Below are 26,224 nucleotides of genomic sequence, written 5' to 3'. Positions count from 1 at the left end.
TCGGGTTTTTTTGTTTATTTTCTGTACCTTTTGTTGATGGATAATTTTGATGTCATTATTGTGGGGGGAGGGCTTGCCGGTCTAACTGCCGCCATTCACTTGAAGAGGGAAAACTACAATGTGGCCGTTTTTGAAAGTAAACCATACCCTCATCATAAAGTTTGTGGAGAGTATGTTTCCAACGAAGTGATTCCTTATTTGGAATTTTTGGGGATTTCTTTGCCGCAAACCTTTCAAATTAATGAAATGCTCCTGAGTCTAGAAAAGGGGAAAGTCTTGAAGGCTAAATTGCCCATGGGAGGTTTTGGTCTTAGTAGATATACTTTTGACCATCTTTTGTATCAAAGGGCTATGGGCCTGGGAGCCATTGTCTTTACTAAAAGTGTAACCTCCATTAGCTATGAAAAAGACAATTTTAGGGTCGGTATAGAATCGGGAAAGGAATACACCAGTAAATTTGTCATTGGGGCTTATGGAAAAAGGGGGGTGTTGGACAAAGATCTAAAGCGCCACTTCATTCAGAAAAAATCCCCATGGTTGGCTGTAAAAGCTCATTATAAACTAGACTCCTTCCCTGATAATTTAGTGGCTATCCATAATTTCAGGGGTGGTTACGGCGGACTTTCCAAAACGGAGAGCGGGGCAGTAAATTTTTGTTATCTGGTTACTTACGATAGCTTTAAAAGAGAGAAGGATATTGACGGCTTTAATCAAAATATTATTGCTAGGAATCCATATCTTGGTAAATTTCTAAATGATGCCGAGATCTTATTTGAACAGCCACTGACTATTGGACAGATTTCATTTCATAAAAAAAAACCAGTGGAGAATCACATTATTATGTGCGGGGATACAGCCGGCCTTATACATCCTTTGTGCGGAAATGGTATGGCTATGGCAATTCATAGCGCTAAAATTGCCTCGGAATCTATCCATGCTTATTTTAAAAACGGATTTCAAAATCGGCTCCAGTTGGAGAGGGATTATGAAATTCAATGGCAGCATATGTTCGCCAAGAGGCTGTGGATGGGCAGACAGCTACAAGCAGTATTGCTGAACCCAAGGCTATCCAATTTAGCCATGGGGATATTAGCTAATTCTCCCTATATTGTAAATAAGCTGATCAAGGATACCCATGGACAAATAATCCAGTGCTCATGAATTTTAAAAGACGTAGTAGCAAAAAGGAGCTCATGGACGACCCTCATTTGGATACACTTCTGTTGCAGAAGGTTTATGCTGACATAAATAGGGTGAATACCGTTTTGCAAGGTTTTTCACTTTCTTTACGGGCTATTGAAAAAATAATTCAAGAAAATCCCCAAAATTCCTATACTATTTTGGATATGGGTTGTGGGGATGGGGCCATGTTGGGTAAAGTCGCTGCGTTTTACAAGAATAAACCTGTAAAACTGGATTTAATTGGGATAGATTTAAATGCCAAATCTATTGCAATGGCTAAAGAAAATTTTAAGGAACATTCCAATATAAGATTCTTGGAACAGGATATTCTGGTACCGGAAGCCATGGAGCTTCAATGCGATATTCTACTTTGTACCTTAACAATGCATCATTTTGATTCCTATGACATACCTATTTTTTTGGATCGATTTGTAAAACTCAGCAGATTGGGCATTGTTATAAACGATTTGCAAAGAAGTAAAGTGTCCTACCATCTTTTTCAACTCTTTAGCCTTATTTTTATAAAAACAAAGATTGCGAAACATGATGGTTTGGTTTCCATAAAAAGTGCATTTACCAAATTGGATTTGGTAGCTTTTTCCATTAATCTGCCCCATGTGGAACACGATATTTGTTGGAGGTGGGCATTTAGATACCTATGGATAATAAGAATAAAGGGAAAACAGTTGCCATATGGAAGGTACTAGGATAGTTGCAGTAACCAAAGCATTGCCACAATACAGTAGAAATACCAAGGATATTTTACCTTTTGTGGAGAAATGGCTGTACGGTCAGGATGAGCGGTTACAACGTAAGGTGCTCAAGATTTTTGAAGGGGCCGCTGTAGACAAACGCTATAGTATAATGAGTCCAGAAGAGGTTTTTGAAGCAACTTCTTTTGAAGATAAAAACAATGTCTATATCCGTGAAGTCAAGAAGTTGGGAAGAACTGTCCTACAGAGGGCCCTTGATAAAAGTGGGTGGGCGGCAGACAGTCTGGATTACATAATTACCGTTAGTTGTACTGGAATTATGATTCCATCATTGGATGCTTATCTGATTAATGATCTAAACCTTAGGAAAGATATTGTGCGATTGCCCGTTACGGAGATGGGCTGCGCAGCAGGTGTATCCGGTTTAATATATGCCAGTAATTTTTTAAGAACCAATCCAGGAAAGAGGGCAGCCATTGTGGCCGTTGAAAGTCCAACTGCAACTTTCCAGCTCCATGATTATTCCATGGCAAATATGGTAAGTGCCGCTATTTTTGGTGATGGTGCCGCCTGTGTGCTGGTATCTTCGGAGAAAGAGGCCAAGGGGCCAAGAATTGTTGGGGAGGAAATGTATCACTTTCCAGATGCTACCCAAATGATGGGTTTCGATTTAACCAATTCGGGTTTAAAAATGATTTTGGATCCCTTGGTGCCGCAAACGATTTTTGAACATTTCCCAGAAATCATCTATCCATTTTTAAAGCGGTATGGTAGTAGTATTGAAAAAGTGGACCATTTAATTTTTCATCCAGGAGGAAAGAAAATTGTAGAGACGGTGGAGGATTTGTTTGGTGCATTGGGCAAAAATTTGGAGGATACTCGGGAAACGTTGCGTCTATATGGCAATATGAGCAGCGCCACGGTGTTGTATGTTTTGGAGCGATTTATGGAAAAGGATATTCCTGAAGGGGATCAGGGTTTATTGTTGAGTTTTGGGCCCGGATTCTCTGCTCAACGGGTTTTATTGGAATGGTAATAGAATCAAGAATTCAAAAGTCCTGGAAAATGTTTCAACTTACACTATTAAAGTATTAATTTAATTAAAGGGATGTTAAATGCTTATTATAAATGATATAATTGAAAAATTACCTTATACCAATCCTTTCTTATTCGTTGATAAGATTAATATGGTGAGTGCCGATGCCATTGAAGGTTGCTACAGTTTTAAAAAGGATGAATTTTTTTATAAAGGGCATTTCAAGGAGCATCCTGTTACACCAGGGGTGATCCTGACAGAGTGTTGTGCCCAGATCGGATTGGTGTGTTTGGGGATCCACTTGCTCAATACGGAAGAGTTGAATACAGGGAATTTCCAAGTTGCCTTAAGCAGCAGCGAGATGCAGTTTTTGTTGCCCGTTTTTCCTCAGGAGACGGTAACAGTGAGATCGAGCAAGCTTTTCTTTCGCTTCAATAAGTTGAAATGTGAGGTTAAAATGTACAACCAGCAAGCTCAGTTGGTTTGCAAGGGGGTTTTGTCCGGGATGATAAAGAGCAGTAATATATGAACAAGCGTGTAGTGGTAACCGGACTTGGTATATGTGCCCCAAACGGGGTTGGCCTAGCTGATTTTTATGATTCAATGCTCAATGGTAAAAGTGGAATTATTTTTCATCAGGAATTGGCCGACTTGGGGTTTGGATGTCAAATCGCAGGAAAACCGGAAATACCGGAAAGTTTAAAGGAATCTTATTTTACGGCATTACAGCTAAGGGGCTTAAATTCAAGCGGTATAGTTTATGGTGTCATGGCCGGAACGGATGCATGGATGGATGCCGGTCTGGCAAAGGCAGATAAGGATCAACCTGACTGGGACAGCGGAATAATTTTTGGAACCGGAATTTTGGGAATAGATAAACTGAGGGAATCCATTTATTTAATTGATGATAATAATGCTCGCCGTTTGGGCAGTAATTCTGTAATGCAGACCATGGCCAGCGGCATAAGTGCTTATCTCGGAGGAATTTTGGGGTGTGGAAATCAGGTCACTACCAATTCATCAGCCTGTGCAACGGGCACTGAAGGGGTAATTATGGGGATGGAGCGTATAAGGTCAGGAAAGGCGGAAAGGATGTTGGTAGGGAGTTGTAATGATAGCGGCCCTTATATTTGGGGCGGTTTTGATGCTATGCGTATACTGCCCTCCAACTATAACGATAATCCCCAAGAGGCCAGCAGACCAATGAGTGCAAGTGCCTCTGGGTTTGTTCCGGGAAGTGGGGCAGGAGCCATGGTGCTGGAGTCATTGGACAGCGCATTGAAGAGAGGATCCAAGATATATGCGGAGGTCTTGGGAGGTGCTTTCAATAGCGGTGGACAACGGGGAGTAGGCAGTATGACAGCTCCAAATAGCCAGGCAGTACAGAGATGTATACTGGAGGCATTGAAGGATGCTGGGGTAGAAAAATCTGAAGTGGATGTTATTAATGGACATTTAACGGCGACATCGAAGGATGCCGAAGAAATCAGAAATTGGAGCGAGGCCTTGGAGCGCACCGCCAAGGATTTCCCGTTCATAAACGCCACCAAGGGGCTGGTAGGCCATTGTTTGGCTGCTTCTGGCAGTGTAGAATGCGTGGCTGCCTTACTGCAATACCGAGAGGGATTGATTTTTGGGAATCAAAACTGCCAAGACCTTCATCCTGAGATCCTAGAGTTGGTCGATGCTTCAAGAATACCCATGAAAACAACTTCCCATAAACCTAAAATAGTGGCAAAAGCAAGTTTTGGATTTGGAGATGTAAATGCCTGTGTTATCTTTAATGACTATAAAGAAATGTAACAATGGGGAATGATCAACATTTAGTGCAGCTGAAGGATATTATTAAGACTTATCTTCCTGAAGATGTTCCTGTAGGTGCCATTGGGGAAGATAGTAATTTTGTAAAGGAACTCAATATCAATTCGGCCAATTTGGTCGATATTGTCCTGGATGTAGAGGATGCATTTGGGATACGTCTGGAAAATGAGGATATGGACAAAATGCAAACCGTAAGGGATGCCTTAAATATTATTGCTCAAAAATTACGGGATAAAAAATAACTAGCTTTTTTCCCTGTCTTTTTCTTCAGAGATGAGCAGTGAGGAAATTATTCCCCCCACCAAGGATACGGATATCACCGTAAGGGAAACCCACTCTGGGATTTCAATATGATGGGAGAACAACATTTTTAAACCTACAAAAGCTAAAATCACTACTAGGCTATAGTTGATATACCTAAATTTCTCCAGCATTCTGGAAATTAGGAAATACATTGATCTCAATCCCAATATGGCCAAAATGTTGGAACTAAAAACAATAAAAGGATCGGCCGTAATGGCCAAGATAGCAGGGATGCTGTCCAACGCGAAAAGAATGTCCGTGAGTTCAATGACTACCAAAGCAACAAAAAGTGGTGTAGCTGCATTGACACCCATACGCTTCACGAAAAAATTGTGGCCATTAATAGTGGATGTTATGGGATATAACTTTTTTATCTGTTTGAATACAAATGATTTTTTTGGCTGAAATTCGTTTTCATCGGACTTGAGCATTTTAAATGCGGTGTATAGCAAGAATACCCCAAAGACATAGATTATCCAATCAAATTTATTAATTAGGGCGACCCCAAAAATGATCATTAAGGCCCTGAAAACGATAGCTCCCAATATGCCCCAGAACAATACCCTATGTTGGTAAATGGCGGGAATCTTAAAAGCGCTGAATATTACGGCAATTACAAAGACATTGTCTACACTTAGCGACAGTTCAATAAGATAACCGGTTATATATTTTAGAACAGCGTCGTTTGGGGTTAACCCAGTAGGATTGTCAATGATATTATTGGAGAACAACCAATATATAACCCCACTAAAGCTAAGGGCCACGGTAACCCATATGGCGGTCCATATTCCTGCTTCCTTAGTTTTTATCACATGTTCATGTTTATGAAAAACACCTAGATCCAACGCCAAAAAAATGATTATCAGACCAATAAACGAGCCCCAAACTAACATATACTATCGTATTTAATGGCACAAATGTAAGTATCATTTTTAAATCCCAAGTGGGAACAGCTAACATTCTTTTTTCTGGAAAATGGAAGCGGGTTTTACCGACTTTAATGGGGGTTTAAAAAAGAGAATTTGTATGAAAATCGATAGAATGACCTTAAAAAAGGATATACGGTAAGTATAAACTGGATTATAGTTACAAAAGGGTGGATGAAATGTTATAACTTTAAGCAGACACTTTTTATGAAACATGGTTAAAGATATTTACAGCGCTGTAATAGTGCTTGTTATGGGTTTATTTTTGGTGGACGGCAATGCCCAATCCAAAGAAAGTGACACTTTGGGGAAAAAGCTGAAAGTGGAAAAATGGACCGTACTGGAGGAATATGAACCAGACATGATATTATCGGCCGAGGACCGGATGGACTTGAAGAAGAAACGGATTGTTGAGGCCAAGAGAAGAAAGGGCATTTTGGATACTATGGATATTTCAGATCGCAAAAGAAAAAAACTAATGAGGGATTTGTATAAAAACCCGTTTTCGGATCGATTGATGAAAACTTTGGCGGATACTAAATTTGAAGATGAAGATGATTGAGCAATGTTAAGTGATGCCTATATTTCTAATATTGGTCAATAAAAATGCCCCAGAAGATTTCAACTCCTGGGGCATTTTTTGTATTCCTATTGCTGGAAATTGGTTAATGGGTTTTCATTTTGCCTTTTCTTTTTTCCAATTGTCGTTCAAGTTCTTCAACAGAAGCAGCAATGGACACTTCAAATTTAGCGTTGTTGGACTCTGCAAACAATCTAGGTCCAGGTGCACTCAGCCTTATATTGCAAATTAAACCGGTATTGGGCGTGGAAGTGTTCTCCTTTTTAAAGAAAACATCGGCACGCACTATAAAATCATATTTGTCTTCAAGTTTTTCCAACTTCTTGGTCGCCAATTCTTCTAAACGGGCACTGGCTTTTACATCATCATATACAAAATTGATATTCATATTTAATTGTTTTTAAGTTAACAGACCCAAGTAAGATCTGGTATAAATTCTGGAATTTAAGTTAGTCTTTATTTTTAATAAACCCAAGGGAAATTTATGGTAAATTCTTACAATCCTCCTTTCCTTTCTGGGGAACGTTGTTCAGGCCAAATGGTTTGTTCCCCAGTTTTAGGATTAACCGGTAATATTCTTTTTTCCCTAGAGGCCATTTCTGGATCTTCACTAGCCATATAGGTCAATATTGCGGTTAGAATTACATTGTTCTTTAAATCGTCAAAAACAATCTTATCATAGGTATCCCTATTGGTGTGCCAAGTGTAATTCCAATAGGACCAGTTTAAGGAGCTTAGCCCAAAAGCTGGGGCTCCCGCTGCTATGAAGGATGCGTTGTCCGACCCTCCACCAGCAGGCATTCCGGGAAATGTGGTCTCTATATGCTGGGTTATTTCTTCAGGAACGGCGGATAGCCATCTGGGAATGTAATCATAGGAATTGGCGAACCCGCCTCCTGAGATTTTAACAACTCTCCCTGTACCATTGTCCTGATTAAAAACAGCTTGTACTTTGCCCACTATTTCCGGGTGGTCTTCCACATAAGCCCTGGAGCCGTTCAATCCCTGCTCTTCGCTTCCCCAATGGCCAACCAAGATGGTTCTTTTGGGATTGGGATATAATTTTTTAAGAATGCGCATGGTTTCCATCATTACCAAGGTTCCTGTTCCGTTGTCCGTGGCCCCCGTTCCGCCATCCCAGGAATCAAAATGTGCTGATAGAATAACATATTCATCGGATTTTTCTGAACCTTTTATCTCTGCAATGGTGTTAAATGTTGGTACGGCACCGAGCTCCTTGGACTCCGCCAAAATTTTAATTTTGGGGCGATTGCCGTTCTCTACCAATCTGTAAAGCATGGTGTAGTCCTCCAATTCCAAGTCTATAAAAGGAATTTTTTCCGTATTCGCACCAAAAATCTTATTGGCACCAAAGCCCTTAGACCAATAGGAACTTACAATTCCCATTGCTCCTGCTTTTTCCAAGGCGAGTGGTAGTGACCACCTGTTATGCCCTATGAGTTGCATATTTTTTGACCATTCATTTTCTTGAACCTCCCTATTTTTTTTCATTCTATCGTAGGACTCCGGCGTTGCAAATTCTTCCCAGTTATAATCTGGTCTGCCGGTAGCTTCTTTCATTGAGATCATTACCAGCTTACCTTTAACGCCTGGCAGCCATTTGTTAAATTCAGCGGAATCGGCAACGGTGGGCAAGACCATTAATTCTGCTGTAATACCTTTACGTCCAGTGCTCGGGCTCCATGCCAATTGGGTTCCCTTTAAGGTTTGTATTCTTGGTGAGACCAAGTCTATATGTGTTATTCCCCGTTCCCAGCCTTTCCATTGGCCCCATTGTTCGTTTTTGGCAGCAATTCCCCAATTGCTGTATTGGGCCAGTGCCCAATCATGGGCCTGCTGCATCTGTGGTGTGCCAACCAGTCTAGGACCAATAACATCCAATAATTCGTGTGCCAAGATTTCCAGTTGTGAATTTACATGGACTTCGGATACTATTTGGGACACAATTTTATCTGTAGTCTGGGTAAAGCTGGTATGGGTAAAACAAATTAAATGTAGGGCCAATAGTAAGTAAGCTTTTTTCATATTTAGGATTTTGGATTATTCTGTGGGTTCAAAATAATAATTATCCCAAAGTTAAACTCGAGAATTAGGTTTTAATTAAGAATCTATTTTATCTACTGATTATGGTCAACTAAGGTCAGATCGGCAAATATGAAGATTATAAACTTTACCTTTGTTACAAAAATAAAGGTAATGAGCACTTTTGCGGATTTTAATATATCTAATCAATTACATTATGCCATAGAGGATTTGGGCTTTTCAGTCCCGACTCCCATTCAGCAGGAAGCCTTTTCCGTAATCATGTCAGGCAAAGATATAGTAGGGATTGCACAAACAGGTACGGGGAAAACTTTTGCTTATATGTTACCTCTATTGCAGGAGTTGAAATTTTCGAAACAAATCAATCCCAGAATATTGATATTGGTCCCAACAAGGGAACTGGTGTTGCAGGTGGTTGCCAATATTGAAGCTTATTCCAAATATATGACCGTTAGGGTTTGCGGTATTTATGGTGGGGCAAATATAAATACCCAGCGGCAGGCAGTGGCCCAAGGTTGTGATATTTTGGTGGCTACCCCTGGCAGATTGTATGATCTTACATTGGATAGGACCGTTAAGCTCAGGGACATCAAGAAATTGGTGATCGATGAAGTAGATGTTATGTTGGATCTTGGTTTTCGTTTTCAGATTACCAATATTTTTGAATTAATGCCACAGAGAAGACAGAATATCATGTTTTCGGCTACCATGACAGAGGAGGTTTCCACATTGATAGAGGACTTTTTTATTGCGCCGGCAAAAATATCGATTGCCGTTAGTGGAACCCCACTGGAAAATATTGAGCAAGTTGCCTATGCCGTTCAAAACTATTACACTAAAGTAAACCTGTTGACCTTTCTTTTGAAAGATAAAACCATTTATAAAAAGGTGTTGATTTTTGTTTCCAATAAGAGAAGTGCCGACAGATTATTTGAAGCCTTGAAAGGAGATTTTGGTGATGAGGCGGCTATAATCCATTCCAATAAAACACAGAATTATAGAATTAGGTCCATCAAGCAATTCGATGAAGGGAAAAATAGGATTCTGGTATCTACCGATGTAATGTCTAGGGGTTTGGACTTGGAACAAATTACCCATGTCATCAATTTTGATACCCCTACATATCCTGAGAACTATATGCACCGTATAGGTAGGACGGGAAGAGCGGAGAAAAAAGGGAACTCCTTGCTGTTATATACCGAGAAAGAGGAGGAGTTTAAAAACGCCATAGAGAAATTAATGGATTATCAAATTCCGTTGATGGAGTTTCCACGGGAGGTAAAAATATCGGAGGAATTGGCACCGGAGGAGCGCCCCAAAAATTTGGAACACAACAATCCCGTGAGTGCCGCCGAACTGGAGGCCCGTGGGGATGCCTTTCATGAAAAAGCGGAAAAAAATAAAAAGGTAAACCAAGGAGGATCCTATAAAAGGGTAATTGCTAAGAAATATAAAAAACCGATTACAAGGGGAGACAAGAAATTAGCTCAAAAAAATAAAAAAAGAAAATAGCAGTTTATTGTAGTTTATGTATATAGTCACTTTTATTTAATGTATTACTTTAAATGAATAACGATAAGAATCCTTTACATGGTATTACCTTGGCCGACATTTTGGACTCCTTGGTGGCCCAATATGGTTGGGAGGAAATGGGTGCTAGAATTAATATTCGATGCTTTAATCACGATCCTTCCATTAAATCCAGTTTAAAGTTTTTAAGGCGCACTCCTTGGGCACGGGAAAAGGTAGAACAATTGTATATAAGGTCGCAAAGGAAATAGCTGGTAAGGGATGAAAGCCATTGCTTAACAGGAGACTAAAAAATAAATGCCAACTCCTAAATTTTTCTTTAAATATAAATTTTGCGCCTGCTTCATTGAAAATTAACAATATAGTTTGATATTTAAAGCTATATTTAAATATTTGGCAGGATATTAATCAATGTTTTAGCAATAAAATAATAACGAAAGTATTAAATGAAATCATTTACCGTTGCAGAAATAAGTGAATTCTTGAATGGAGAGCTTATAGGGGAATATAACAAGCCAATCATTGGTGCCGAGCAAATAGACAGGGCCAAAGACCAGCAGATTACATTTATCTCCAGTAATAAATATGCGCGACAGTGGGAGTCTTGCGGTGCCAGTGCCGCCATAGTGTCCAATGCAGTAAAAATACTGCCAGGTGCGGATAGGGCTTTTATAAAGGTGGCAAATGCAGACTTGGCCATGGCCAAATTGCTGGAGGCTTTTCAGCCAGAACCACCTGAATTATTGGAAGAAATACATCCTAGGGCCGTAGTACACGAAACTGCAGTTTTGGGCAAAGGTTGTAAAATTGGAGCGGGTAGTTATGTGGGTAAAAATGTAGTTTTGGGAGATGGTGTAATCCTTTATCCCAACGTTACTATTTTTGATGAGAGTACTATTGGCCATCATACTGTAGTTTGGTCGGGTACCGTTATTAGGGAGCGCAGCATTATTGGGAATAATTGTATTTTTCATACCAATGTGAGTATTGGGGCGGACGGGTTTGGCTATCGGCCAAGTGAGGACGGTAGGGGTTTGGTGAAAATACCTCAAATAGGAAACGTGGTGATCGGCAATTATGTGGAAATAGGGGCCAATTCCTGTGTTGACCGTGGAAAATTTAGCTCCACAATCGTAGGTGATGGGTGTAAGATCGACAACTTGGTCCAAATAGCCCATAATTGTGTATTGGGAAGGTCTTGTATTATGGCAGGACACAGTGGTTTGGCAGGTTCTGTTACCCTGGGCGATGGTGTAATAATAGGAGGGAGTGCTTCCATTAAAGATCATACCACCATTAATTCAGGTGCCGTTGTAGGGGCTGGTTCCGGTGTAATGAGCGACGTTCTTCCTGGAAAAACCGTATTGGGCTATCCGGCTACGGATTCAAGGGAAATGCTCAAACAATGGGTGGCGCTTAGAAACCTGGCCAAGAACTAGCAATTCTAGGGTCACTTAGTTGAAATGTGGCCGGTTTTTAAATTTAAATTATCATAAAATGTATTCCAATAGTGGCCCTAATTGGCCCTGACAATGATATTTAAAAAAAATAATCCTTAAATTTTCTGAAAATATTCGTTAATCACCCAACAAAGGGCTTAGTTTTGCAATCCAAAAAAGAGATTATGTCGGAGACTTTGATTGCCAATGCTATTGTAGAAAGAAAAACGGATAAGGAGCTGTACAGCTATCAAAAAGGAGCTATTGACCAGATTTTTGATAAATTTGAAACTGCTCCGGATGATTATCATCTTTTGTATCAATTGCCTACTGGTGGTGGTAAAACCGTCATTTTTTCCGAAATAGTAAGGCAATATCTAAAGCACCACAACAAGAAGGTGCTGATTATGACCCACCGAATTGAGCTTTGCAAGCAAACTTCTACCATGCTGACCAGTTTTGGGGTCACCAATAAAGTGGTAGATAGTAAGGCTAATCTAGATGATCAGGAAGAATACAGTTGCTTTGTGGCCATGGTGGAGACATTGAACAACAGGCTTCAGGACGATAAATTGGATATTTCGGACGTTGGATTGGTAATTATTGATGAGGCGCATTATAATTCCTTTACAAAATTGTTCAAGTTTTTTGAGAATTCATTTGTTTTGGGCGTTACCGCAACCCCCTTGAGTTCCAACAAGGACTTGCCAATGAAAGATAATTATGATGAATTGATCGTTGGGGAAACAATAGAATCCCTTATTGAGAATGAGTTTTTGGCCCAGGCGGACTTCTATTCGTACAATATGGGGCTAACTTCTTTGGAGGTAGGTTCCAATGGGGATTATACAGTAAAATCTTCAGAGGATCTTTACAATAATAGTCAGATGCTAAGTAAGCTTTTGGAGGCTTATGAAAAACACTCCAAAGGTAAGAAGACCTTGATTTTCAATAATGGTATTAATACATCCCTGCATGTCTACGAGACTTTCAGGGCCGCTGGCTATCCAATAGCGCATTTGGACAATACCGCTACCAAGAAGCAGCGTAAGACCATTCTAAAGTGGTTTAATATGACGCCTAATGCTGTTTTAACCTCGGTAAGCATTTTGACCACCGGGTTCGACGAACCTACCATAGATACCATTATATTGAACCGTGCCACTAAATCCTTGACCCTGTATTACCAGATGATAGGTCGTGGTTCAAGGATTTTGAATAATAAATCTACCTTTTCGGTAATTGACTTGGGAAACAATTTCCATCGCTTTGGTCCTTGGGGGGCCGATTTGGACTGGCAGGCCATTTTTAAATCACCAAATTTTTATGCGGATAGGCTTTTAAGTGATGAAGAGCTGGAAAGCAATTTTAAATGGGAAATGCCCGAAGAATTGCGTGCAGAATTTGCCAAATCCGAGAAAGTCTATTTCGATATCAAGGAAACTTATGTGGATTCCATTAAAAATGGGGAAACATCAAAGGTGGTGTTAGAGAGATCGATAGCCCAACATGCCAGAATATGCGTGGAAAACAGTGAGGATGTTTATGATGCCCTTGCTCTCTCCAAAATGTTGGGTCCGGATATCGATGATAGAATACAGCGTTATGCAAAGTGTATTAGTAAAAGCACCTATAACTTTCTGAAGTGGTTAACGGATGATTATCATAAAAAACTAAGTACACATTTGCGTCAAAATTTTGATACTATTTACGAAGATATTCACGGTAGGCCACCGGAGGAATAGTAGTTTTCTGTAGTGTATGTGATTATGGAAAACACCAACGAATGTGCTCTGTAAATCTTCTTGCCGTTGTTTTTTAGGTTGTTTTTTTAAATCAAGTAAATAGATATATAGTATTTATTTATAGCGTTTTAAGATATTCTATTAAAGCGATTCTTTCTGAATTCGTCAACTGGTCACCAAAGGTGTGACCTGAATTTCCATATCCTTTTAAAGTAGTGTCGTAAGTGTTCTTGTCAACTTTGGTCTGTTCGATAGAGTAGATCCAACCCACTTTTGATTGATCGTAATCGGTATTGTCAAAAGACCTGCTCCATCTTGTAGGTCTGTTCTTGCTGTTCAAGACGTCTTCCAAGGTAGGTACGGATCCATTGTGGAAGTATGGGGCCGTGGCCCATATACCATCCAAGGGTGGGGCAATATAGCCGCCTTCAGCTTTTATCTGTAAATTATTCCCATAAGTACCAAACCACCCTGAATTGAACCATTCCATAAAATAATCGTTCATGGCGGAAGATTTTGTGTAATGATCGGATAATTCCGGGTCGGTCCCAACGGATTTTAAGGTCACAAGTAAATTTGGGTAGGTGGGGTTGTCCCCATAGGTGCCGTGACAGGTTGCGCATTTATTTTCAAATAATTGTTGGCCTTGTTGTACTAAATCTGAATCTACCGTAAACGGATATTCAGGGGCTTCCAAACTCTGAATATAGGCCAGTACATCTACCATTTTGGAGTCTATTTCAGCGGCCTTTGTTGCGTCACCTAGGGTGAGCAGGCTGGAACCAATAAAAGACTTGCAAAAATCAAGTCGACCAATGGCGTGGTAAAACATGGCATTCTTTTTCTTTAGCAGCCACCATGCAGGCACATCGGACGGGAATACCTCCTCTGGTATGTCTACCAAAGGTGTATCCTGCCATACCAAAGTACTTTTATCCCGGTGCGCTATTAACACTTGGGTAATTTTATCCGCGGGATTAGAACCTCTGGTTTCTGTCATTGTCCTAGGGCCAATGGCAACTATGCTCTTTCTAAATTGGTCGTATGCTTGCCATTCGGCGCTGTCTTCCCCACCATACAAGGCTCTGATACCAGAATTCAATAGGGCTATATTGCTTGCCCGGTTAACCGTAAAATCCGCGTCATGGCTCCCTAGGCCAATAATAAATTCATTGTTTATTGTGGAGGCGTGGCATGCCATGCAATTGGGAGCAACCACTCTTGCTCCATTGGAAGCCGTTATAGTGGTATAATCGTAAGACAGGTTTGCGTTGTCTCCTGTTCTGTTGAGACGGTTGTCAGGGTTTACACTGGTCCCCAGCAAAAATGCATCATAGGGAACTCCCGAACTCATATAATTGCCTGAAATTAAATATTCGTACCCGGCCGAGGCATCGCCCGATCTTTGGGGGTTGTCAGGGAGTGGACTGCTTTCTATCAAAGGTACTTCCGGTTCGGGCTCTTCTTCGGGTTGATCGGTAGGATTTTCATTGACCAAAATGTCTATAAGATCCTCCTTGCTTTCCTTGGAGCATGAAAAGACAAGGGGGAATAGCATGATGGTTACCAACAGAAGTTTAATTTTTTTCAAAATTTAGATTTTATGGAAAAAAAGTACCATTAATTTAGGGATAATATAGCATATATTGCCCTGTGCGCGTACTAAATTCGATAAACCACCGACCACCTCGCCAAAAGGCAGAAGGAAATGGATGGGTTAGTGGGGTTTGGGGTTATGTCATTGGAACTTCCATTAGCAGGACCTTGCTCGGTGTTGCTGCGGTAAGCGTAATTTGGCCGGTTTCCCATATTCCCAATCCGTCACGCCTTTTTAGAATTTGCTCTCCAATAGTAATTTCACCTTCCAATACAAATACATATAGACCATTACTAGGTTTATTTAAAGTATAAGTTGAAGTATTTTTTGTTTCAAAATCACCTAAAGAAAACCAAGCATCCTGATGTATCCAAACTCCCTGCTCCGTTTTTTCGGGAGAAAGGATTTGGTAAAAGGAATTTTTAACGGCCATATCAAGGGTAGAAATTTGATCGTATCTGGGGGTTACATTTTGTGTTTTTGGAAACACCCAGATTTGAAGAAATTTAACCTCTTCATTTTTATTCTTGTTATACTCGCTGTGAAAAACACCGGTTCCTGCACTCATAACCTGAACATCACCTTCTTTGATAATAGTGGTATTGCCCATACTGTCCTTGTGTTCCAAATCTCCTTTCAAGGGAATGGAAACGATTTCCATGTTCTTGTGGGGATGTTGTCCGAAGCCCTGCCCGCCAGAGACGGTATCGTCGTTCAGTACCCTAAGAACCCCAAAGTTCATACGCTCTGGGTTGTGATAATTGGCAAAACTAAAACTGTGGTATGAATTTAGCCAACCGTGATCCGCATGTCCTCTGCTCTCTGCTGTATGTAGTATAGTTTTCATGATATCTTTTTTGTTTGCCCAAAATTAGGACTCATATGTCATTTGCACATTGATCTATGTTAAGTAATTTTGCGTCTTTATGTTATTTGGCATTAAATGCTTTATAAAGACTGATACCAATAAGTTTTTAATTAAGATTTTCCAATCTGTCCCTTAATTTAATAACCGGCCTGCCTTGTGAACAAAAAAATAAAGTAACTTAGTGAAGCCATATTTATAACAACTAAAAAACAAAACCATGATTACGTTAATTATTTTTTTGGGAATCCTAGCTTTGATCGCATTTTTCTTAGTTAATGTTTTCAATCGCTTTGCCACACTTAGAAATCTTGTCAAGGATGCTTGGAGCAATATAGATGTGGCTCTAAAAAGAAGGTACGATCTTATACCAAATTTGGTGGAGACCGTAAAAGGATATGCCAAACATGAAAAATCTACCTTAGAGGCTGTAATAAATGCCCGTAATGCTGCTATGGCGGTCCCATCTGGAGATATCAATGCCCAGATAAAGGCAGAAAACCAGCTCCAGCAAAGTTTGAGAAGTATATTTGCCTTGGGGGAAGCTTATCCAGATCTTAAGGCCAACGCCAATTATTTGGATCTGCAACAAAAGTTAAATGAAATTGAAGAAAATCTGGAGCGTGCCAGAAGGTACTACAATGGTTCTGTGAGAGAAAACAACACTTATGGGGAAAGCGTACCAGGGGTGCTTGTGGCCAGTTTGTTTAAATATCAACATTTTAATTATTTTGAAGCAGAGGAGGCTAGTAGGGCGAATGTAAAAGTAGATTTCTCTTAATGAAAAATAGCTATTACTTACTTCTAATTCTTTTGGCCATAAATACGGGATTGGCCCAGGATTTTACGGTTCAAAATTACACTGTCAACATTACGGTTCATCAAGAAGGTTATTTTGATGTAGTGGAAAACTATGATCTTAACTTTGAAATCCCAAAACACGGTATTTATAGGACCATTCAAACAAAATATGACCTTGTTGATTCCAAGGGTAACGAATCTACCCGAAAGATCAGGATTAGTAAGATAAAGGTTCCCGATTATAAATTTGAAGCTCCGTTCGATTTTGTACAAAAGATGCAGGAAAACATGGAGATCAAAATTGGGGATAAGGATATTACCCTAGTGGGTCCCCAGCATTACGAAATAAAATATCGGGTCCATAATGCCTTTCTTTTTGAGGAATCGCAGATTCGGTTTTATTGGAACATTAAACCGGAGGATTGGCTGGCCGATTTTAATCAGGTCAGTTTTACCATTACACTTCCGGACAATGTATATCCCAGTAAGGAAAATAGCTTTGTGTACGCTGGGGATAGGGGTACTTCAACTACGACTGCGGACATGCAATTGTATTATACGGATAATGAATTTTCGGGAACAAGCAAGGCGGGCTTTGTATCCCATCCGGGACAAAGTGTTACCGTATTGATCAATCTTCCATTAGGATCGGTCAAGGAAGAGAAACCTTTTTGGCCTTTTTGGGATAGCTATGGTTGGGTATTCCTGATTGGGGTAATGCTTTTTGCATTTTTCAGGGTATGGTGGAAATTTGGCAAGGACAAACGTGTCATTGCTGCCACCAGTTATTATCCACCGGACAAATTAGATCCGGCCATGATAGGTTTTTTAATAAACGATAAGGATGACAATTCCGACTTAATAGCATTAATACCATATTGGGGCTCAAAAGGATTGATAAGACTGGAAGAAATTCCCAAAAAAGGCATTTTTGGATCAAAGGACACTAAAATTATACGGCTGCAGTCTTTGCCATTGGATTCACCCTCCTATGAATTGGAAATATTCAAGGGTCTGTTTGGTGACAATAACAACGTTGCTGGTACCGAAGTACTGGTGAGTAGTTTAAAGGATACTTTTTATACCAAGATGATCAAGGCACGCAGCCAGTTGAAGGAAAGTGCACAACCCTATTATGAAGCAGAGTCAAAAAAAATGCAGGGTATTATGTATGTGGCCTTGATTGTTTTGGCGATCGGACTTACTTTGGTGGGGTTGTTTTTCTGGGGCCCTGTGGCAGCAGTAGCAATAGTCGGTTTTTGTGTGATACTGATTTTTGTCAATCGATTTATGGTTAAAAAGAATGCAAAGGGAAATGAGTTGCTGTCGGAATTAAAGGGATTTAAAAGATTTATTAAGGTAGCGGAAGAAAACAGATTAAAAATGCTTTTGAAAGATGACCCGCATTATTTTGAAAATACCCTAGGTTATGCATTGGCCTTTGGTATGTTTGATCAATGGGCCAAAAAATTTCGGGATCTTAATATACCTCCCCCGGATTGGTATACATCCACTTCCAGTAGCAGCCTTACAATGAATCAGTTTTCCAAATCTTTTTCCAATGCCATGGCAAGCACTAAATCCAATATGGTGAGTTCCCCTTCCAGTAGTGGAAGTTCTGGTGGAGGTTCATCTGGTGGTGGCTTTGGCGGCGGCGGCGGCGGTAGCTGGTAAACAGGGGGTTACCCTAGAATTACGACGGAATTTATAAGGGAAGGCCTTGTCGTGGCCTATATTTTTATCTAACCACATATTTCCATAAATATTAAGCGCGTAACTTGGGGATCAGTCATAAAATTAGTGGATTATTAAAATAACATGGCTTCCTATATGGGTATATTTAATAAAAGTTATACTTACTTTTGTGGTTCATTGGAAAAGTTATTTTTATGTCCAAATCCCAGAATGCACTTATAATAGTACTCGCTTTTTTTGCCATATATGTGATTTGGGGATCTACCTATCTTATGAACAAGATTGCTGTTCATGAACTACCTCCCTTTATGTTGGCTTCTGTACGCTTTACGGTCGCTGGAATTTTAATATTTCTGCTATGTAAAATCATGGGCATTCCGCTGACCATCACAAAAAAACAACTATTAAATTCTATTATCGCGGGATTTCTATTCCTTGCTTTTGGAAACGGATTTGTAGTATGGGCACTTAAGTATGTAGACAGTGGTTTTGCAGCTTTGGAAATAGCGGCACAACCCTTGGTAATTCTATTGTTAATGCGGATTCTTGAAGGGAAAAAGATTCAGACCATGTCTGTTGTGGGGGTTATAATTGGCATATTGGGCATCTATTTATTGGTAAGTCAAAACCAAGTTATAAGTCAGGAGAACTCAGTCTTGGGGATGGTCATGATATTTTTCTGTATGGTTAGTTGGGCATATGGCAGTTTGTTTGTTGCCAAGGCGGACCTGCCCAAGAATTATTTTGTCAACACTGGATTTCAAATGTTTACCGCTGGAATGATACTAATGTTAGGAAGTTTGCTCATAGGGGAAACCTGGACCCTTCCTACCACTTGGAGCAGTCCGGTACAATATGCTATGCTGTTCCTAATCGTTCTGGGCAGTATTGTTGCTTTTACGGCATTTAATTATTTATTAAAAGTGGTTTCTCCGGAAAAGGTAGCTACTTCTACCTATGTAAACCCTATAATAGCGCTTTTACTGGGCTGGTTTTTCTTGGATGAACAGATAACCACTCAGTCCACAATTGCGGCTATAGTACTTTTAACCGGGGTCTATTTCATCAATACCAGAAAAAAATTGGTTTTGTTTTCCAGGTTTTCAAGCCGGTATTCGCCAAAAGGGGATTAAGCTGGGTATTGGTTCGGTCCATTTCTAAGGAAGGGGGGAAGGCTGGTATGCACAGATATAGAAAAAAGCAGGTGACTACCACATCAACTGCTTTTGAATATAGAACCTGATTGCCATTGAATAATGGGAATTAATTTAAATAGATTCTGCGCTCGGCCCAACGGTTTCTCTTTATACTTTTAAAATTTACCATTAGAATACTTTCCCCTGTCAACTGAAAATTTGTTGATTCTGATTGTGATTTATGAATGAATGATTTCATGTTAACCGTTTTAAATTTTTTTATTACCTGAAACGCCTCTTGGTGTTCCAAATGTTGCTTTTAGAGTTTTCAATTGTTTGCTTTACAAAGTGTTTGTTAACTGTTTCCATGATGTTGATTTTTAATTGATGTTTAAATTCTGTTTTTATTATTTTTGATTGATTGTGGACTGCTAATTGTATCTTCTTTTGCTATTCCAAATTCTACTTTTTGAAGATTCCAATGTTTGCTTTACCAGATGTTTGTTTAGAGTTTCCATGATATTTAGTTTTATAGTGATTAATTGATTTACTACTAGAAGACGACAGTTGGATACAATTGTTACAGTACTATGTATAAAATAGTACCGTTTTAAGCAATATTTAACATTGTTGCCCTGAATTTTGAAAAAATTTAAAGTGTATTTGATTGGTAATTAGGTATTTATGATAATTATGATTTTATCGACTTTTTTAAAAAAACTTCAGATTGTGTGAAATGAATGTGCAGTTGAAGGAATTGTGTGAATTTTAATGGATTATTATTACCTATTTAATATCTTAGAGGTTGGTGTCCTTAATTATATTTCAAACATATATAAAGTAGGATTTCCAAATTCCCTAACGAAAAGTGATTATGTTGGTCAAGTAAGGGCAGCACGGATCAATGTGGATAAAAAATAAATTGTATTAACTTAAAATTAATAGGTATGAAATTCACTAGAAATGCAAGTGCAAACTGGAAAGGTAGCGGAAAGGATGGTAAGGGTACCTTGAGTACGGAAAGTACCATCTTGAAGGACACCCAATATTCCTTTAAGTCAAGGTTCGAAGATGGTAAGGGTACCAACCCAGAGGAATTGGTAGGAGCGGCCCACGCCGGATGTTTTACTATGCAGCTCAGTTTTTTATTGGGAGAGGCCGGTTTTACTCCGACCAATTTAGATACAGCTGCCAAGGTAAACTTTGAGGATGGGAGTATAACGCAGATCACTTTAAGTCTTAGCGGTACGGTACCGGGAATCAAGTTGGAACAGTTTAAGGAAATAGCCCAAAAAGCGAAAGAAATTTGTCCCATTTCCAAATTGTTAAAAACAAATATAGTGTTGGAGGTAAGTTTAAAGGCATAGGAACCAAAGCTGTTATATCCATATGGGTATCAATAAAAAAAAGCCACTTTTAAAGTGGCTTTTCCCGTTTTTATGAATGTTATTTCAAGTCTTATTTAAGTGTAAAGCTCAGTCTGGCAAAAAGAAATCTACCTCCTATACCAAATTGTTGTGCTCTACGGGACCAATCGAAGCGTCCGTCGCTACGGTTGCCAAATTCATCCTTGGCTCTGTCCGGATATATATCGAACAAATTATTGGCCCCGAGGGTCAAAGTTAGGGCATCCGTTGCTTTATAACCTACAGATAGGTCCGTAACCAATTTTGAACCGAAGACCTGTTGATTGGCTAGCGTTGTTGTTGCTTCGGTTACCTCACCAAAGTATACATTTCTTAGGAAAATGATAAATTTATCAGAGGTAAGGCTGTTAGAAAGGTTTATCTTGGTTCTAGGTACCGCTTCTTCCAAATAAACCCTACTATCTTCAGGGAAATAAGTGTCGATCAACCCGGCATTCCTCAAAACGTCAGAGGCATTTATGTCCCCTACTTTTTTCGTTTTGGACAAAGTACCGGCAAGATCCGATTTTAATCTCCAATTGGCCCCTAGGTCGGTTTTATGGGTAACTACAATATCCAATCCCTTGGATTCGGTGTCTATGGCATTGGCGAAGAAGGAGGCTGCCGTGGCATTGGCTTGCCTTAATAAGTTGTCTAATTCGGTACCTGTTCCTGGGCCTGCAAACTGACCTGTATATACAACACGATCATTGATTTTTACAAAATAACCATCTACAGTCACTGTAATATTGGCATCCGGTATTTTGGCGGTAAGCCCCAAACTAATACTTTGGGAAGTTTCCTCCTTTAATTGTGGAATACCCAGGAGTTTTGCAGCTCTACTATCATTGGCAAAAGTCCCTACCTCCTGTGGATTGCCCTCGTTATCAAAAATAGTAGAGGTGGAATTAAAGTTGATTTGGTGCAGGGATGGCGCCCTAAATCCTGTGTTCAAGGCTGCTCGGATATTTAGATTATCCGTAGCCTTAAATCTTCCTGCCAATTTAAAATTGATGGTACCACCAAAGTCGCTGTAGTTTTCATATCGGGTTGCGAAACTGGCTAAAAAGGCTTCTGAAAAATCGGCCTCCACATCAAAATATCCGGCAACACTACTACGTCCGCGGGATAGTTCGTTTGAGGGAGCAAATCCGGGAAAAACTTGTGAGCCGCCCGGTCTGGAATTCCCGAAGAAATCCTGTGAAGGTTGTTGGGAAGCCAAGGTAATACGTTGACCGTTTGCGGTATATTGTGCATAGGAAGGTTCTTCTCCAGCCACAATGTCATAATTCTCTACCCTATACTCGGCACCAAAAGCAATGTTTAACCCTGACATCACATCCGCAAAGAATTGGGTGATGTCCAAATTGGAGGTGTTCTGCAGAAATGAAAACCCACCAGCATCGAAAAATGTTGGGGAGGAATTTTGCATGGAAGCATTAAAGGTGTTTCCTATGGTATACAAGAAGGAGTTTTTTCCGTAAGTATTACTTAGGTCAACACTCCAATCTCCCACCATACCTTTTATACCAATAGATAATGATTGATCCTTAATATTGGAATTGATCTCTGGTAAAAAGCCATCCATATAGGCCGGAGTGTAGGTCCTACTTTGGTTAGGCAGCCTATAAAATCCGGCGGAGTTACCTGTCCTGGAACTAATCCCGGCAAAGGAGTAAAGCGTAGTGCCTATATCATCTAAAGGCAATGAGAAATTGGCAAATAAGCGGCCGCCACGCAACGCTGATTGACCTACTCTCATATTATAATCGCTTCTTTGTTGTCCCCTGGCCGCCAATTCTGAAGTGGTTGCATCTGCACCGAGAATAGTTCTTAAATCTTCTTTAGTGGTTGCCCCATTTCGGTCAATTCCCGCTTGGTCAGTATATTGGATTACATCGGCCACATCGTCATCCAGAAGGTTGGCAATGTCATATCCATCTGCACCGGCTACTCTTTCAACGGTATTGTACAGATTAAAAATAGTACCTTCCCACTCATTCATTCGGCTATAATCCTCTCTAACGTCAAAATCTCCGGAGAGATTTATAAATCCGCCATTATCACCTAAAGGAATACCATAACTGGCAGATATGTTAGTGGTTGCTCCGTCCACACCACCTGTTTGGTCATTGGCATTTTTGGTAAAATTGGCCCCTGTGGTGACGGTTGTAGTGAGTTCATTAACACTTTTGTTCAATATGATATTAATAACCCCTGCTATGGCGTCTGAACCATATTGAGCGGCCGCACCGTCCCGTAACACTTCTATACGCTGTATGGCAGCTGCAGGGATCGCATTTAAATCTGTTCCTACACTTCCTCTACCAAATGTCCCGTTTACATTGATCAAAGAAGAGGTATGCCTTCTTTTGCCATTGATCAACACTAAAACCTGATCTGGTCCCAAGCCTCTAAGGGAGGCCGGATCAATATGATCTGTACCGTCCGAAATGGTCTGGGTATTGGAGGTAAAGGATGGTGCCACATAATTTAATATCTGGTTTAGATTTACCTGGGGAGCCACATTATTCAGTTCCTTCATGTCTATGACATCTACGGGAACCGTACTTTCAGTAGCAGTTCTATTGGGATTACGGGAGCCAACAATAATTACCTCCGACAAGGCTAGACCCGAAGTAAGACGTATGTCCATTACGGTATTGTTGACCGTGACCTGTAAGGTCTCGAATCCAATATATGAAACCACTAAAATGTCGCCCATGGAAGCCTCAATGGTAAAGTTCCCATCAAAATCCGTGGTTGCACCTGTTGTGGTTCCTTTAATTACTATGGATGCACCGGGCAATGGTGTTCCCTCTTCATCCAAAACTGATCCCGTTACTTGGGCGTTGGTAAAACCAACCATCCCAAAAATGAAAATCAAAGCAATAAAGTAATACTTTTTCATATGTGAGTTTTTTGAGTTAATATGCTTAGAAGTTAAGCAATTTTGAGGTGAATTGTAAGAAAAAATCCCAAAAAATGAAGCAAACACTTAGAAAAGAGGACTATATGAACGGGTTTATTACTGGAAGCAAGGGTATTGCTTTGTGATTTGAAGTAAGCGGTAGCTTATAGTATTGGTATTGGACGAGGTAATTTTAAAGAAGAATTAATACAGAAGTTGCAATTTCTTGTTTTTTATCCCAAAATCCTGAAAATCATGCTCATTTTTCTTTAATGGAGATAAAAAATTGGGGGACTAAATTAAAATATTTGAAATACTAGCCTTATATTTGTTGAAGTTTAAAGAGTTGCGCATTGACCTGTAATCACCATTGCTGCTACTAAATTCTTGGGTAGATAAAATTAGATTCATTTTTCTTTTTCAAACACTCGTTTAGTATTTCAACCGCTGCTCAGACGAGATTTACAATTTATAACCTTAAAAAAAACAATGGCAAAATCGCAACAAACGTATAGTAAAAGTGAAAAAGAAAAGAAGCGTCTAAAAAAGCGCGAGGAGAAACAAAAGAAAAAGGAGGCCCGTAAATTGGAGTCGAAGGAAAACGGACCGGGTATCCAATTTGCCTATGTTGATCACGACGGAAATTTAACGGATACTCCGCCAGATCCCTCTAAAAAAATAAAAATAGATGCTTCTACCATAGAAATAGGGGTACCTAAAAGGGATGATAGCGATGTTGAGGAATTCGATCCTGTTAGAAATGGAAAAGTATCTTTCTTTGATACTTCCAAGGGATTTGGATTTATAATCGACACCGAAAATCAAGAAAAGTATTTTACCCATGTTAGTGGGCTCATAGATGAGATTGCTGAAAATGACAAGGTTTCCTTTGAACTTGAAAAGGGGATGAAAGGTATGAATGCAGTACGTGTAAAGAAAATCTAATATTCAAGTCAATTTCTATAATGGACTTGGGTTATTGTAGATTTTAAGGGATAGTACATATTAATCCAAACGATTATTGGATTTATGTACTATTTTTTTTTGACCCAATTTGTACAAGTTTGTTCTGTTTAAATATGTTTTTTAAAACCAAAAAAAAGAATAACTTTTAGTCTTGTTTAAAAGAGTAACTAATCAAATTTTTAAAAACCATGGTAAAATTATTCAAAGGTCACATTCTATTGTTAGGATTTCTATTCTTGCTATCCTATTCCCAAGCTCAAAATTTAGCTACGGCCCTGCCAGAGGAGGTGGGGATGTCTTCGGAGAGGTTGGAGCGACTATCGACTACGTTGGAGCAGTATGTTAAAGACGGTAAAATGTCGGGAAATGTTGCGCTGGTTGCCAGAAAGGGCAAAGTGATTTATCATAAGGCGTTTGGGGAAAGCGATATGGAGGCAGGGAAAAAGATGACCAATGACGCCATATTTAGGATTGCATCACAAACAAAGGCCATTATAAGCGTTGCAGCCATGATCTTGCAGGAAGAAGGAAAACTATTGATTTCAGACCCAATAGGAAAATATTTGCCGGAATGGAATGAAACAACAGTAGCCAATGTGCGTGATGATGGCGGCTACGATGTGGTTAGGGCAAACCGTTCCATAACCATAAGGGATTTATTGACCCATACAGCTGGTATTGGGTACGGCAATGGTCCGGCAAAAAAAGAATGGGAAGAAGCAGGGATACAGAACTGGTATTTTGCCGACCGTAACGAGCCCATTGAACTGACCATTGCCCGAATGGCCAAATTACCTATGGATGCACAGCCCGGTGAACGGTTTGTATATGGCTACAATACAGATATTTTGGGTGTAATTGTTCAAAAAACCTCAGGTAAAACTTTGGATGAATTTATTAAAGAAAGAATTCTGGAACCCATAGGAATGACAGACACTTACTTTTATTTGCCAAAAAACAAAGCGGACAGGTTGGCAACTTCCTACATGGCTTATGAAGGAAAGCCTTTGGAAAGGTCTCCGGATCCCGGTTTGGGTATAGGCCAGGGCCACTACGTAAAAGGGCCCCGAAAAAGCTTTTCGGGCGGGGCCGGTCTTGTTTCAACTGCTATGGATTATGCCAAATTTTTACAAATGATGTTGAATGGAGGTGAATTTAACGGAAATAGGATATTGTCCCCGAAAACCGTTGAGTTAATGATTGCCGATCACGTTGACGTTCGGGGCATACCTTATGGCAGTAGAAATGGTTCGGGCTTTGGTCTCGGCTTCTCCATAACAAAAAACGTAGGTGAAAGGGGAGAGCCTGGTTCTGTAGGCACTTTTGAATGGGGCGGAGCATACGGGTCCACTTATTGGGCAGACCCCGTGGAAGAGCTTGTAGTTGTTTATTTTAAGCAACTTATACCCACCAACGGAATAGACGATCACGCTAAGCTTAGAAGTTTGGTATACCAGGCTATTTTGGAGTAAAGCACCCACTTCATATGGTTGAAAACAAATGATTTT

23 protein-coding genes are annotated in these 26,224 nt (G+C 39.9%); 17 read left to right on the top strand and 6 right to left on the bottom strand.

What is annotated here, in order from left to right; translation table 11 throughout:
* Positions 1-36 precede the first annotated feature (36 nt).
* From LV92_RS10430 to LV92_RS10405, 6 genes are all read left to right on the top strand, one after another.
* Positions 37-1,161, top strand: coding sequence for an NAD(P)/FAD-dependent oxidoreductase (locus LV92_RS10430; RefSeq protein ID WP_111623565.1), 1,125 nt, complete (start codon positions 37-39; stop codon positions 1,159-1,161).
* Positions 1,158-1,889, top strand: a complete 732-nt coding sequence (locus tag LV92_RS10425) for a methyltransferase domain-containing protein (RefSeq protein WP_111623564.1) — start codon at positions 1,158-1,160, stop codon at positions 1,887-1,889. Before LV92_RS10430 ends, LV92_RS10425 begins: the two co-directional genes overlap by 4 nt.
* Entirely contained in the window at positions 1,876-2,931 is a 1,056-nt protein-coding gene (locus LV92_RS10420; protein ID WP_111623563.1) for a type III polyketide synthase, read from the top strand. Before LV92_RS10425 ends, LV92_RS10420 begins: the two co-directional genes overlap by 14 nt.
* A 79-nt stretch (positions 2,932-3,010) precedes the next feature.
* A complete protein-coding gene (locus LV92_RS10415; protein ID WP_111623562.1) occupies positions 3,011-3,460 on the top strand; it encodes a 3-hydroxyacyl-ACP dehydratase FabZ family protein in 450 nt (149 codons plus the stop codon).
* A complete protein-coding gene (locus LV92_RS10410; RefSeq protein WP_111623561.1) occupies positions 3,457-4,734 on the top strand; it encodes a beta-ketoacyl-[acyl-carrier-protein] synthase family protein in 1,278 nt (425 codons plus the stop codon). Before LV92_RS10415 ends, LV92_RS10410 begins: the two co-directional genes overlap by 4 nt.
* A gap of 2 nt (positions 4,735-4,736) precedes the next feature.
* Positions 4,737-4,994 (top strand): acyl carrier protein, encoded by a 258-nt coding sequence (locus LV92_RS10405; protein WP_111623560.1) that lies wholly within the window; start codon positions 4,737-4,739, stop codon positions 4,992-4,994.
* On the opposite strand, the gene LV92_RS10400 is transcribed toward LV92_RS10405, so the two are convergent.
* The gene (locus LV92_RS10400) at positions 4,995-5,948 is read right to left on the bottom strand and encodes a TerC family protein (RefSeq protein ID WP_111623559.1); all 954 of its coding nucleotides are present in this window, start codon (positions 5,946-5,948) and stop codon (positions 4,995-4,997) included.
* Between the two features lie 286 nt (positions 5,949-6,234).
* Between LV92_RS10400 and LV92_RS10395 the strand changes: the two genes are divergently transcribed.
* On the top strand, positions 6,235-6,543 hold the full coding sequence (locus tag LV92_RS10395; protein ID WP_146613532.1) for a hypothetical protein: 309 nt from the start codon (positions 6,235-6,237) through the stop codon (positions 6,541-6,543).
* A 103-nt stretch (positions 6,544-6,646) separates the two neighbouring features.
* On the opposite strand, the gene LV92_RS10390 is transcribed toward LV92_RS10395, so the two are convergent.
* Together LV92_RS10390 and LV92_RS10385 are read right to left on the bottom strand one after the other, a co-directional pair.
* On the bottom strand, positions 6,647-6,949 hold the full coding sequence (locus tag LV92_RS10390; protein WP_111623557.1) for an HPF/RaiA family ribosome-associated protein: 303 nt from the start codon (positions 6,947-6,949) through the stop codon (positions 6,647-6,649).
* Positions 6,950-7,056: 107 nt separating this feature from the next.
* Positions 7,057-8,607 (bottom strand): M20/M25/M40 family metallo-hydrolase, encoded by a 1,551-nt coding sequence (locus LV92_RS10385; protein WP_111623556.1) that lies wholly within the window; start codon positions 8,605-8,607, stop codon positions 7,057-7,059.
* 171 nt (positions 8,608-8,778) lie between these two features.
* Here LV92_RS10385 and LV92_RS10380 point away from each other — a divergent pair, with 171 nt between their 5' ends.
* The 4 genes from LV92_RS10380 (at position 8,779) to LV92_RS10365 (ending at position 13,339) form a co-directional block, all read left to right on the top strand.
* Positions 8,779-10,137 carry a DEAD/DEAH box helicase gene (locus LV92_RS10380; RefSeq protein ID WP_111623634.1) on the top strand — a complete coding sequence of 453 codons (1,359 nt, stop codon included), beginning with the start codon at positions 8,779-8,781 and terminating at the stop codon, positions 10,135-10,137.
* Positions 10,138-10,190: 53 nt separating this feature from the next.
* On the top strand, positions 10,191-10,406 hold the full coding sequence (locus LV92_RS10375) for a VF530 family protein (RefSeq protein WP_111623555.1): 216 nt from the start codon (positions 10,191-10,193) through the stop codon (positions 10,404-10,406).
* A 195-nt stretch (positions 10,407-10,601) separates the two neighbouring features.
* A complete protein-coding gene (gene lpxD / locus LV92_RS10370) occupies positions 10,602-11,594 on the top strand; it encodes a UDP-3-O-(3-hydroxymyristoyl)glucosamine N-acyltransferase (protein ID WP_111623554.1) in 993 nt (330 codons plus the stop codon).
* Between the two features lie 185 nt (positions 11,595-11,779).
* Entirely contained in the window at positions 11,780-13,339 is a 1,560-nt protein-coding gene (locus LV92_RS10365) for a DEAD/DEAH box helicase (protein ID WP_111623553.1), read from the top strand.
* Between the two features lie 118 nt (positions 13,340-13,457).
* Here LV92_RS10365 and LV92_RS10360 read toward each other — a convergent pair whose 3' ends face one another.
* Positions 13,458-14,930, bottom strand: a complete 1,473-nt coding sequence (locus LV92_RS10360) for a c-type cytochrome (RefSeq protein ID WP_146613531.1) — start codon at positions 14,928-14,930, stop codon at positions 13,458-13,460.
* Positions 14,931-15,072: 142 nt separating this feature from the next.
* On the bottom strand, positions 15,073-15,783 hold the full coding sequence (locus tag LV92_RS10355; protein ID WP_111623551.1) for a pirin family protein: 711 nt from the start codon (positions 15,781-15,783) through the stop codon (positions 15,073-15,075).
* 238 nt (positions 15,784-16,021) lie between these two features.
* Here LV92_RS10355 and LV92_RS10350 point away from each other — a divergent pair, with 238 nt between their 5' ends.
* The 4 genes from LV92_RS10350 (at position 16,022) to LV92_RS10335 (ending at position 20,800) form a co-directional block, all read left to right on the top strand.
* On the top strand, positions 16,022-16,582 hold the full coding sequence (locus LV92_RS10350) for a LemA family protein (protein ID WP_111623550.1): 561 nt from the start codon (positions 16,022-16,024) through the stop codon (positions 16,580-16,582).
* The gene (locus tag LV92_RS10345) at positions 16,582-18,276 is read left to right on the top strand and encodes a DUF2207 domain-containing protein (protein ID WP_111623549.1); all 1,695 of its coding nucleotides are present in this window, start codon (positions 16,582-16,584) and stop codon (positions 18,274-18,276) included. The genes LV92_RS10350 and LV92_RS10345 overlap by 1 nt, the downstream gene beginning before the upstream one ends.
* Before the next feature lie 215 nt (positions 18,277-18,491).
* A complete protein-coding gene (locus tag LV92_RS10340) occupies positions 18,492-19,430 on the top strand; it encodes an EamA family transporter (RefSeq protein ID WP_111623548.1) in 939 nt (312 codons plus the stop codon).
* Between the two features lie 950 nt (positions 19,431-20,380).
* Entirely contained in the window at positions 20,381-20,800 is a 420-nt protein-coding gene (locus LV92_RS10335; protein ID WP_111623547.1) for an OsmC family protein, read from the top strand.
* A 91-nt stretch (positions 20,801-20,891) separates the two neighbouring features.
* Here the strand turns inward: LV92_RS10335 and LV92_RS10330 are convergent, their stop codons facing one another.
* Positions 20,892-23,750 (bottom strand): TonB-dependent receptor, encoded by a 2,859-nt coding sequence (locus tag LV92_RS10330; RefSeq protein WP_111623546.1) that lies wholly within the window; start codon positions 23,748-23,750, stop codon positions 20,892-20,894.
* A 489-nt stretch (positions 23,751-24,239) separates the two neighbouring features.
* On the opposite strand from LV92_RS10330, the gene LV92_RS10325 reads away from it, so the two are divergent.
* Both LV92_RS10325 and LV92_RS10320 read left to right on the top strand, forming a co-directional pair.
* Entirely contained in the window at positions 24,240-24,695 is a 456-nt protein-coding gene (locus tag LV92_RS10325) for a cold-shock protein (protein ID WP_085498044.1), read from the top strand.
* A 209-nt stretch (positions 24,696-24,904) separates the two neighbouring features.
* Positions 24,905-26,188 (top strand): serine hydrolase domain-containing protein, encoded by a 1,284-nt coding sequence (locus LV92_RS10320; RefSeq protein ID WP_111623545.1) that lies wholly within the window; start codon positions 24,905-24,907, stop codon positions 26,186-26,188.
* The last annotated feature ends 36 nt before the right edge of the window (positions 26,189-26,224 follow it).

The organism is Arenibacter echinorum (genome assembly GCF_003259375.1).
Lineage (GTDB): Bacteria > Bacteroidota > Bacteroidia > Flavobacteriales > Flavobacteriaceae > Arenibacter > Arenibacter echinorum.
Note: the sequence above shows the minus strand (reverse complement) of the source record. Positions and strands in the feature narration are given on the sequence as shown.

Coding starts and splice junctions, on each gene's coding strand:
- LV92_RS10385 (WP_111623556.1), bottom strand. CDS start 8,607: ATGAAAAAAGCTTACTTACTATTGGCCCTACATTTAATTTGTTTTACC.
- LV92_RS10415 (WP_111623562.1), top strand. CDS start 3,011: ATGCTTATTATAAATGATATAATTGAAAAATTACCTTATACCAATCCT.
- LV92_RS10325 (WP_085498044.1), top strand. CDS start 24,240: ATGGCAAAATCGCAACAAACGTATAGTAAAAGTGAAAAAGAAAAGAAG.
- LV92_RS10390 (WP_111623557.1), bottom strand. CDS start 6,949: ATGAATATCAATTTTGTATATGATGATGTAAAAGCCAGTGCCCGTTTA.
- LV92_RS10375 (WP_111623555.1), top strand. CDS start 10,191: ATGAATAACGATAAGAATCCTTTACATGGTATTACCTTGGCCGACATT.
- LV92_RS10365 (WP_111623553.1), top strand. CDS start 11,780: ATGTCGGAGACTTTGATTGCCAATGCTATTGTAGAAAGAAAAACGGAT.
- LV92_RS10355 (WP_111623551.1), bottom strand. CDS start 15,783: ATGAAAACTATACTACATACAGCAGAGAGCAGAGGACATGCGGATCAC.
- LV92_RS10425 (WP_111623564.1), top strand. CDS start 1,158: ATGAATTTTAAAAGACGTAGTAGCAAAAAGGAGCTCATGGACGACCCT.
- LV92_RS10345 (WP_111623549.1), top strand. CDS start 16,582: ATGAAAAATAGCTATTACTTACTTCTAATTCTTTTGGCCATAAATACG.
- LV92_RS10330 (WP_111623546.1), bottom strand. CDS start 23,750: ATGAAAAAGTATTACTTTATTGCTTTGATTTTCATTTTTGGGATGGTT.
- LV92_RS10320 (WP_111623545.1), top strand. CDS start 24,905: ATGGTAAAATTATTCAAAGGTCACATTCTATTGTTAGGATTTCTATTC.
- LV92_RS10405 (WP_111623560.1), top strand. CDS start 4,737: ATGGGGAATGATCAACATTTAGTGCAGCTGAAGGATATTATTAAGACT.
- LV92_RS10420 (WP_111623563.1), top strand. CDS start 1,876: ATGGAAGGTACTAGGATAGTTGCAGTAACCAAAGCATTGCCACAATAC.
- lpxD (WP_111623554.1), top strand. CDS start 10,602: ATGAAATCATTTACCGTTGCAGAAATAAGTGAATTCTTGAATGGAGAG.
- LV92_RS10430 (WP_111623565.1), top strand. CDS start 37: ATGGATAATTTTGATGTCATTATTGTGGGGGGAGGGCTTGCCGGTCTA.
- LV92_RS10340 (WP_111623548.1), top strand. CDS start 18,492: ATGTCCAAATCCCAGAATGCACTTATAATAGTACTCGCTTTTTTTGCC.
- LV92_RS10395 (WP_146613532.1), top strand. CDS start 6,235: ATGGGTTTATTTTTGGTGGACGGCAATGCCCAATCCAAAGAAAGTGAC.
- LV92_RS10380 (WP_111623634.1), top strand. CDS start 8,779: ATGAGCACTTTTGCGGATTTTAATATATCTAATCAATTACATTATGCC.
- LV92_RS10410 (WP_111623561.1), top strand. CDS start 3,457: ATGAACAAGCGTGTAGTGGTAACCGGACTTGGTATATGTGCCCCAAAC.
- LV92_RS10335 (WP_111623547.1), top strand. CDS start 20,381: ATGAAATTCACTAGAAATGCAAGTGCAAACTGGAAAGGTAGCGGAAAG.
- LV92_RS10400 (WP_111623559.1), bottom strand. CDS start 5,948: ATGTTAGTTTGGGGCTCGTTTATTGGTCTGATAATCATTTTTTTGGCG.
- LV92_RS10350 (WP_111623550.1), top strand. CDS start 16,022: ATGATTACGTTAATTATTTTTTTGGGAATCCTAGCTTTGATCGCATTT.